At 39.1% G+C, this 9,352-nt stretch carries 8 protein-coding genes; 7 read left to right on the top strand and 1 reads right to left on the bottom strand.

What is annotated here, in order from left to right; translation table 11 throughout:
* Positions 1-330 precede the first annotated feature (330 nt).
* Positions 331-1,149, top strand: coding sequence for a peptidoglycan editing factor PgeF (gene pgeF / locus QZT26_RS14625; RefSeq protein WP_099326569.1), 819 nt, complete (start codon positions 331-333; stop codon positions 1,147-1,149).
* 51 nt (positions 1,150-1,200) lie between these two features.
* On the opposite strand, the gene mtnP is transcribed toward pgeF, so the two are convergent.
* A complete protein-coding gene (gene mtnP, locus QZT26_RS14620) occupies positions 1,201-2,064 on the bottom strand; it encodes an S-methyl-5'-thioadenosine phosphorylase (protein ID WP_099326570.1) in 864 nt (287 codons plus the stop codon).
* Positions 2,065-2,564: 500 nt separating this feature from the next.
* On the opposite strand from mtnP, the gene thrS reads away from it, so the two are divergent.
* The 6 genes from thrS (at position 2,565) to pheT (ending at position 9,074) form a co-directional block, all read left to right on the top strand.
* Positions 2,565-4,487, top strand: a complete 1,923-nt coding sequence (gene thrS, locus QZT26_RS14615) for a threonine--tRNA ligase (protein ID WP_295103192.1) — start codon at positions 2,565-2,567, stop codon at positions 4,485-4,487.
* A gap of 24 nt (positions 4,488-4,511) precedes the next feature.
* On the top strand, positions 4,512-5,009 hold the full coding sequence (infC, locus tag QZT26_RS14610; protein ID WP_320409747.1) for a translation initiation factor IF-3: 498 nt from the start codon (positions 4,512-4,514) through the stop codon (positions 5,007-5,009).
* Between the two features lie 230 nt (positions 5,010-5,239).
* Positions 5,240-5,437, top strand: a complete 198-nt coding sequence (gene rpmI / locus QZT26_RS14605; RefSeq protein WP_295103190.1) for a 50S ribosomal protein L35 — start codon at positions 5,240-5,242, stop codon at positions 5,435-5,437.
* 38 nt (positions 5,438-5,475) lie between these two features.
* On the top strand, positions 5,476-5,838 hold the full coding sequence (gene rplT, locus QZT26_RS14600; RefSeq protein WP_295103188.1) for a 50S ribosomal protein L20: 363 nt from the start codon (positions 5,476-5,478) through the stop codon (positions 5,836-5,838).
* Between the two features lie 163 nt (positions 5,839-6,001).
* On the top strand, positions 6,002-7,018 hold the full coding sequence (gene pheS / locus QZT26_RS14595; RefSeq protein ID WP_295103186.1) for a phenylalanine--tRNA ligase subunit alpha: 1,017 nt from the start codon (positions 6,002-6,004) through the stop codon (positions 7,016-7,018).
* Between the two features lie 46 nt (positions 7,019-7,064).
* Positions 7,065-9,074, top strand: a complete 2,010-nt coding sequence (pheT, locus tag QZT26_RS14590; RefSeq protein WP_295103184.1) for a phenylalanine--tRNA ligase subunit beta — start codon at positions 7,065-7,067, stop codon at positions 9,072-9,074.
* Positions 9,075-9,352 lie beyond the last annotated feature (278 nt).

Genomic DNA, 9,352 nt, shown 5'->3' with positions numbered 1-9,352 from the left:
TAGAAGAGCGCCAATTGGAGACAGCGGAGCGTATCAAGCCGTGTATTGCTCTTTATATGATAGTGGCATGGCGGGTATTGTTTGTTACCATGTTTGGAAGGGAATGCCCGGATTTGCCGTGTACAGCGCTTTTCTAGGATGATGAATGGAAACTCGAATCGCCTTAAACGCCAATACCTACAAGGCTTTCACGGTAATTAATATTGGTTATTATAGTTTATAATAAGTAAATAAACTGAATCATTTTGTACACATTGTATTGTTTTTGCCAAAAGAGGAAACACGGGCGAAACAATTATTTTCCCCAAACTATTTTCAAACTGGTTTTTTATGATTGAAAAAAAAACAGACTTAATAACCACGTGTTTTTTTCAGAATTTATTGGAATATAGCGAAATTAGCCATTTTATAACTACCAGGATGGATGGTTATAGTCATAATCCTTATAATTATCTAAACCTAGGGTTTCACGTAGGCGATGATTCAAATACTGTTGTAGAAAATAGAAAACGGCTGGCAAATTCAATGGGCATTCCGCTGGAAAATTTTACCACATCACAACAGATACATACGGATAATATCGAGATTATATTGGAGAACCGCCGTGGTTGTGGGGCTAATGATTATAAAACGGCAGTAGCTGCGACGGATGCAATGGTAACTTCTGTTCAAAATATTTGCCTTATGGTGCTCGTAGCAGATTGTGTGCCTGTTCTTTTTTTTGATGTGAAGAAAAAAATAATTGGGTCTGTACATGCGGGGTGGAAGGGAACTGTTCATCGGATATCGCAAAAAACAGTGATGTTGATGAAAGATAAATTTGGGAGTTCGGGGGATGATATCCTTGTAGGTATTGGCCCTTCAATAGGGCCGTGTTGCTACAAGGTAGATATAGCGACAATCGTTAAGAGTAATAACGATTTAAAAGAGAAAAGTGATATAGTTTTACATGAAAAACATGATGGCAAAGGGCATTTTGATTTATGGACAACGAACAAATTACAGCTTATAAAAATGGGTATTCCGGAGAAAAATATAGAAATAGCTGAAAGGTGTACTTCCTGTAATAATGCCCTTTTTTATTCATATCGAAAAGAAAATGGGAGAACAGGAAGATTTGGTGTGGGGATCATGCTCAGGAGTAAATAACACTCCGGGCCTTTTTCTCACCCACGCCATAGCAAGATATGCGGTATTGCACTACCTTAAATATTTACCAAAAACAACCTCTAATTTCTTTTTCGTCTCTTCTGGAACAATGTCCTTATTGGTAATAATAGCATCCTTTGCCGCAGTAGCGCAAATACATGTCCTACTTTGCTTAATTTTGGGAATAGCTATTTTGAGTATTTTTTTTGCCATTTCCGCATTTTTGTTAAGATTTGAGATAACCATTTCTAATGTAACGTGATCTTCTTCCTCATGCCAGCAATCATAATCTGTAGCCATTGCAAGTGTACTGTAACATATTTCAGCTTCTCTGGCTAATTTCGCCTCTTGGAGATTAGTCATGCCTATAACGCTTACACCCCATTGGCGATACACATGTGATTCTGCGCGTGTAGAAAAAAGGGGTCCTTCCATGCATAAATACGTGCCACCTTTATGTACACGGGCGTTCACGGATTTTGCTGATTCATGTAATAGTGTGGCAAGGTTATTGCAAACAGGATCGGCGAAGCTTACATGGCCTACAATGCCATTGCCAAAGAAAGTATTTATTCTACCACGGGTTCTGTCAAAAAACTGGTCAGGGATGACGATATCTAAAGGCTTTATTTCTTCTTTCATACTTCCTACAGCGCTTACGGCAATAATATGCCCAACGCCCAGCCTTTTCATTCCATAGATATTCGCCCTAAAATTGAGTTCAGAAGGCAATATAGTATGTCCCTTTCCATGTCGTGGTAAAAAAGCGACCCTTTTTCCTTCTAAAATTCCTAAAGTAAAATTATCGGAGGGTTTGCCGAATGGAGTATCGATAGACAAAGATTCTACGTCGGTGATGCCTTCGATATCGTAAAGTCCACTCCCACCAATTATTCCAATCGTTTGTTCCTGCATTTAATATTTCTCCTTGTACATTATCTGTGTAAAGTAAAAGTGAGATTATGCTAAAATTATGTTGCCGGTGTCAATACATAAAATTTAGGAATAATTATTCTGCGTCGAATATTTTTGGCATAAATCTGACATAAATAAAGCTCCTCTTTTCTTTGAAGGCTATCATTACATTATTGAGTTATTTTTAGGGGACAAATTACTAAAATACTATCGATGCGTAAGAATAGCGCGGCATGATTCATTTGCGTTAAATAAAACAGTAGAAAACACTTGAAAACCAAATATGAAATCAATTAAACTATAAAAGTTTTTGCGCCTCATTGCACTGGCAAGCGGTAAAATTGGGTAACTACATCTTTATGATACGTTATTTTTTGAAAAATAACCCTTGGAGGATTAAATATTAATAGCATACCTATTATTTAATTTTTTTATAATCGTAACATTTTTATTAGTAATGTATTAAGTTAATTCTTTGCTTTCAAAATAAAATAGAAAATATGGTTAAAGTAACATTACCTGACGGAACTAAAAAGGATTTCGAAGATAATATAACTATTGGTGAGGTCGCAAGTAACATAAACAGCAAGATGGGAGGGATCGCATTGGCTGCGAGGGCGGACGGAGTTCTGGTAGACCTTAATTATCCTATAAAAGATGATATTTCTCTTTCTGTTATTACGGAAGAAACACAGGAGGGACTGGAAATAATACGCCACAGTACAGCGCATATTATGGCGCAGGCGGTTTGCAGACTTTTTCCTGGGGTAAAGCTTGGGATAGGTCCTACTATCGAAAACGGATTTTATTATGACTTTGACTGTCCTAACCATTTTACCACAGAAGATCTGAAAAAGATCGAAGATGAAATGTTAAAAATCATAAAGGAAGATATTCGTTTTGAGAGAACAGATATGCCCCGGGAGTTAGCAGTAAAAGAAATGGAAAAAAGCGGACAACCGTATAAAGTGGAACTCATAAGAGACATTGAAGACGATACCGTTTCTTTCTACCGCCAAAATGAATTTGTTGACCTATGTCGTGGACCTCATATTCAAAAGACGGGCAGGGTGAAATCTTTTAAACTCCTCAGTGTTGCAGGCGCTTATTGGCGTGGGAAAGAAACGAATTCTATGTTACAGCGTATTTATGGCACAGCGTTCTTTACCAATGAGGATCTTAAAAAATACTTAAAGATGCTGGAGGAGGCTGAAAAGCGTGACCACCGGAAAATTGGCAAAGATTTGGATCTTTTCAGCTTTCATGAAGACGGCGGAGCTGGGCTTGCGTTCTGGCACCCTAAGGGCGCTAGAATGAGAAGCATCATTGAGGATTTTTGGAGACAAGAACATTTCAGGAGAGGGTACGAAATACTTTACAGTCCGCACATAGCAAAGATCAATCTGTGGAAGACGAGCGGCCATTGGGATTTTTACCGGGAGAGCATGTATTCACCTATCGATGTTGATGGACACGAATACATATTGAAACCAATGAATTGCCCTTTTGCAGTGCTTATATATAAAACAAAGCTGCACAGTTATCGCGATTTACCGTTACGATGGGGTGAATTGGGGACGGTATACCGGTATGAAAGATCCGGTGTATTGCATGGTTTATTACGTGTGCGGGGTTTTACCCAGGATGATGCGCACATATTTTGTACCCCTGATCAGTTAGAACAGGAAATTTTAGAGGTAATTAAGCTGGCGCAATTTATGCTGTCGAGTTTTGGGTTTAATGAGTATGAGATCGAATTGAGTGTTCGCGGAAAAGGTGAAAAAGAAAAGTATATCGGCAGGGATGATGTGTGGGATCATGCAGAAGATGCGTTAAAAATTGCGCTTGAGAAAACAGGGTTACATTACACGCGTATGGAAGGAGAGGCGAAATTTTATGGTCCTGCAATCGACATAAAGGTAAAGGATGCTATCGGAAGAGGATGGCAAGGCCCTACGATACAGGTAGACTTTAATCTTCCGGAAAGATTTGACGTCAATTATGTGGGTTCCGATGGTTATCATCACAGGGTTGTGATGATCCATCGTACGGTCATGGGTGCGATGGAACGATTTATTGGATGCTTAATTGAACATTTTGCAGGAGATTTTCCTCTGTGGATTGCGCCGATACAAATGAGAATATTATCGATAACAGACGCCCAAATAGATTATGCGAAGAAATTGCAAACTGAGTTGCTTTTAAAGAATTTTAGGGTAGAATGCGATATTGGCAACAACAAAATTGGTTATAAAATCAGAGAAGGCACGTTACAAAAAATTCCTTACTTATTGATTGTTGGCAATAAAGAAATGGAAGAAGGATTAGTGGCTGTTCGCAGCAGGAAGAACGGGGATGAAGGGGTGCTTCCTGTTCGGGACTTTATCAGCAAGGTTGAGGAGGAGGTACGGGAGAAAAAGTAATCTTAATTATGGAGGAGAACATATATTTCACAGATATTAAGGATTAACGAGCGCATCCGTGTTCAAAAAGTGAGGCTGATTGACGAAAATAGCGAGCAAGTTGGGATCGTCAGTATAGATGAAGCGCTTGGACGGGCAAAAAGTGTGGAGATGGACTTGGTAGAGGTTGCTCCTGAAGCAGACCCTCCTGTTTGCCGACTCATGAATTACGGCAAATTTAAATATAAGCAGAAGAAGAAGAAAACGCAAAAACAGCGAGTGGTTCAGTTGAAGGAATTAAGAATCAGGCCCAAAACAGGTGAACACGATATACAGACAAAAATCCGGCAGGCACGCAAATTTTTAGAAAATAAAGATCGGGTGCTTGTGATGATGCTTTTTAAAGGGCGCGAACGGGCTCATTCCGATATGGGTGATAGTGTTTTAAATCAATTTGCCGTAGAACTGGAAGATATTGCCAAGGTAGAGAAAGACCGCATTTCTGATGATAGAAGGATGGGGATTATTTTATCTCCTAAGTAAAATAAAAAAGGGTATATACTGTGAGGGTTCACGAGTATGGAGTTCCCGATTTGCATATTTGGCTTAACCTTGACAGGTTGCTACGCGCAGGCAGTGGTATATTTTGTCCAGGGAAACATCTTGTCCGTAGCTACAACCGTATTTTTTGTGAGTTTTCAAAAAACTAAAGTGTTAAAAAAACTTTAATAGAAAAGAATGGGATTTTTAGTATTTGATAGGGGAAAGCACACATGCCAAAATTAAAACCACACAAAGGCCTTAAAAAAAGGGTGAAAATTACTGCAAATGGTAAAGTAAAAAGGCCAAAAGCCGGGAAGAGCCACTTAATGTCTGGAAAATCGGGAAGAAGAAAACAGCGGCTAAGAAAGAAGATTGAAGCATCTCCGGGTTTTAGCAAGAATATAAAGAGAGCAATGTTAGAAGAATAAATTACACGTTTTATTGTTTTTTTTGAAAGAGAAGTAATATGAGAGCTACAAATGGAAGTGCAAAAAAAAGATCCAGAAAGAGGCTGTTAAAAAAGACAAAGGGATACTGGGGAGGCAGAGGTAATTTATATAAAAAAGCCATCGAGACGTATATTCGCGCGATGGCATACTCTTTCAGGGATAGAAAAGTAAGGAAGCGGGAGTTTAGGAGTCTTTGGATTACAAGAATTAATGCGGCTGTCCGTGAGCATGGGATTTCATACAGCCGTTTTATCCGTGGGCTAACGGTTGCGAAATTGGATATAAATAGGAAGATGTTGGCAGAGATGGCGGTTAATGATAAACCTGCCTTTGCTAATTTGGTGGAGATGGTAAAGGGAAAAGCAGGGGTGTCTCTATAATTTCACCATACATTCACGGTCTAAGACCTCCCATTATAACTCCAGGAAACATTTCTTCAACAATACAACAGAAATTAGTATAAATAAGGCACGCTTATTCCTTGCAAAATACAATGAATGGGCGTGCCTGTGTTTTTTTATAAACATTAGGAAATTATTCATTATGCCGGAAAAAATACAAGATGCTCAAAAAATGTTTCATAATGAAGTTGGCAAGATAAAAACACGGCAAGAGGCAGAGCAGCTTAGTGTGAAATATATTGGCAGGACCGGAATAGTCAGTGAATTGATGAAAGTCATACCAAAACTACCTGTTGATAAACGCGCCTCTTATGGAAAACAGGTTAATGCTCTAAAAGATGAAATGTGCAGGACGCTTACCGATTTAATAAACAGTTTGTCTTTGGATAAAAAACCTGCAAACAAGAAAGAGTTTTTTGATGTTACATTGCCGGGAAAGCCAACGGATGTGGGCAAAAAACACCCTATCACCCAAACTATCGATGATATCAAGGACGTTTTTGCCAGATTGGGGTTTGAGGTCGCTTACGGACCTGAAGTTGAGTTGGAGTATTATAACTTTGATGCACTGAACATTCCTTCCGACCATCCTTCGAGAACGGATTTTGACACGTTCTATATAAAGGAAGATGTATTGTTGCGGAGTCAAACATCCACCGTTCAAATTCGCATTATGGAGAAGCAAAAACCGCCGGTTCGTATCATTGCGCCTGGCGTCGTTTACAGACCGGACACGGTAGATGCGCGTCATTCCTTTATGTTTCACCAGGTGGAAGGCTTGTTGGTGGATGAAAACATAAGCTTTGCTGACCTGAAAGGCACGCTGAATCAATTTATAAAATCTTATTTTGGGCAGAATGTTCAAATGAGGCTCCGCCCTTCATTCTTTCCTTTTACGGAACCTAGTGCCGAGGTGGATATTTCCTGTTCTCTATGCAATGGCAAAGGATGCAGCGTATGCTCATATAGCGGATGGGTGGAAATCTTAGGGGCAGGAATGGTTGACCCTAATGTGTTTGAAGCCGTTCATTATGATGCAGAAAAATATACGGGTTTTGCGTTTGGATTGGGAGTGGAAAGGGTCGCCATGTTAAAGTATGGCATAAATGATATTCGTTTATTTTATGAAAATGATATGCGTTTTCTTTCTCAATTTTGAATAGGATTTATACCTTTTTATAAGATTAAAATGAGAAAAAAGTGTTATGAAGATTAGCCATAGTTGGTTAAAAGAGTACGTTTGCTTTGATTTGTCTCCCAAAATGCTCGCAGATAAATTGACCGGCGCCGGATTGGTGGCGGCAGGCATTGAACCTTTTGGGGATGACTACTGCATTGACCTGGAAGTTACTGCTAATCGTTCTGATTGCATGGGAATTATCGGCATTGCAAGAGAAGTGGCAGCTATTACAAAAGGAAGCCTGCAACTGCCATGCACGGATATTTCCCGTGAAGGTGATGGTGATATCTCTCAAAATGTTAAAGTAGATGTTAAAGAGCCGTTGCTGTGTTCACAGTATACAGCTCGTGTGATACGTAATATAATGGTGAAACCGTCTCCGGAGTGGTTGCAGAAAAGGCTGAAATGCATTGGGCTTCGTCCTGTTAATAATATTGTGGATATAACAAACTATGTAATGATGGAGTCGGGACAGCCCCTTCACGCATTTGATTTGGATAAGGTGTCAGGCGGACAAATACAAGTAAGGAAGGCGGAGAGCGGGGAAGAGATCGTTGCAATCAATGGCGCCAGACGTGTACTCTTTCATGACATGCTTATTATTGCTGATGAAAAGAGGCCGATCGCAATAGCCGGCGTAATTGGGGGAAAGGAAACGGAGGTAACAGATGTTACAAGAAATATTCTTATTGAATGCGCCCGATTTGAGCCGAGACAGGTGCGGCGTACTTCCAAATCGTTGGGGATTGTTTCTGATTCTTCCTGTCGTTTTGAGAGAGGTGTTGACCCATTGGGCTTAGATTTTGCGTCAAAAAGGGCAGCAAAACTAATCATTGAGCATGCAGGCGGTGAAATGTGCAAAGGTATTATAGACGTTAGTGCAAATCGAATTGAAGCGAAAAAGGTAGTGCTTCGTATAGAAAGAGTAAAAAAGATTTTGGGAGTGGATATAAACAGAGAGGTAATACTGGATATTCTAAGGAGTTTGCAGTTTAAAATTCTTAATTGTGCTGATACCTTTATTGATGTTGAAATTCCAGGTTTTCGTGGCGATGTGTCACGTGAAATTGATCTTATAGAAGAAGTGAGCAGGATTTATGACTATAATAATATTCCCGCCAAAACATCAATAGGCATTCGCGGTAGTAAAAAGAGTAAATACGAGATTGTAGAAAACCTTATTCGCAATAATTTAACAGGATTAGGATTTTATGAGACGAAGACCTTTAGTATCGTTAATCATGTTTTTTTGAAGGGAGTGAATCTCTGGTCGGGTGAAGATGTTGTTGAAATAGCAAATCCTTTGCGACAGGAGGAAAGTGTCTTACGTACCTCGTTATTGCCCAGCCTGGCAAAAGTCAAGATACATAATGCAAATCATGGGTGCGAGAAGGTAAAACTATTTGAAATTGCAAAAATTTATCTTAAAGGAGAAAAATTACCACACGAAAAGGTCGGTTTGTCACTATTAGATTCTGCAGGGTTTTTTGAGGGAAAAGGGATTGTTCAATCACTTTTAAAAAATCTTAAAATACATGAAAAATATGAGTGGGTAACGTTCCATGAGAAAACGAGGTTATTTAATAATGAAAAGGCAGCGAAAATTTTAATGGACGGCAAAACCCTTGGCTATATTGGAGAGGCAAGTAAGGAATTAGGTTTTAAAACGCTGTGTACCCTGATAGAACTGGACGTAGATGCCTTGGTTGAAAAAGCTCATTTTGATAAAAAATATTGCGAACCTTCTCCTTATCCAATGGTTAAGAGGGATTTTGCGATAGTTGTTGATGAAGAAAAAACGTGGGCGTCCATAGAAGATTGTATTAATGGCGCAAATATTTCCATCGTAAAAGAAGTAAATTATTTTGATATATACAGGGGAAAACAAATTCCCGAAGGGAAAAAAAGCATTGCATTTAATCTCTGTTTCCAATCTTACGAAAGAACTCTAAAGAGCGAAGAGGTTGATGATGCGTCGGCTGTAATACTTGACGCTTTGTATAAAAAATTAGGGGCTGAATTGCGCACACAGTAAAATGTACGCAGGGAAGGACTGCTAAATTGATAAAAAGTCAAGCACAGTGGCTTATACTTTGTGTTGACTTTCAAGTTTCGCTTTGCTAAAAGGTAGAAACTGTATAATAACTTGCTAAGCGTAATATGATAGACCGTCGTCATGCCTACAATCTCGATGTTCTATGGCATTCTTATCCGGATGTTTTCTATGATATGGATAAGCCTAGCGCGGCCTTTGGCCGCAACCAAAAAGGTGATTTTTAGTTTATTATAAAGTATAGTAGTATCCTCGTAAAT

It is taken from the genome of uncultured Candidatus Kuenenia sp. (assembly GCF_900696675.1).
Lineage (GTDB): Bacteria > Planctomycetota > Brocadiia > Brocadiales > Brocadiaceae > Kuenenia > Kuenenia stuttgartiensis_A.
This window is presented reverse-complemented; position numbering and strand designations above follow the sequence as displayed.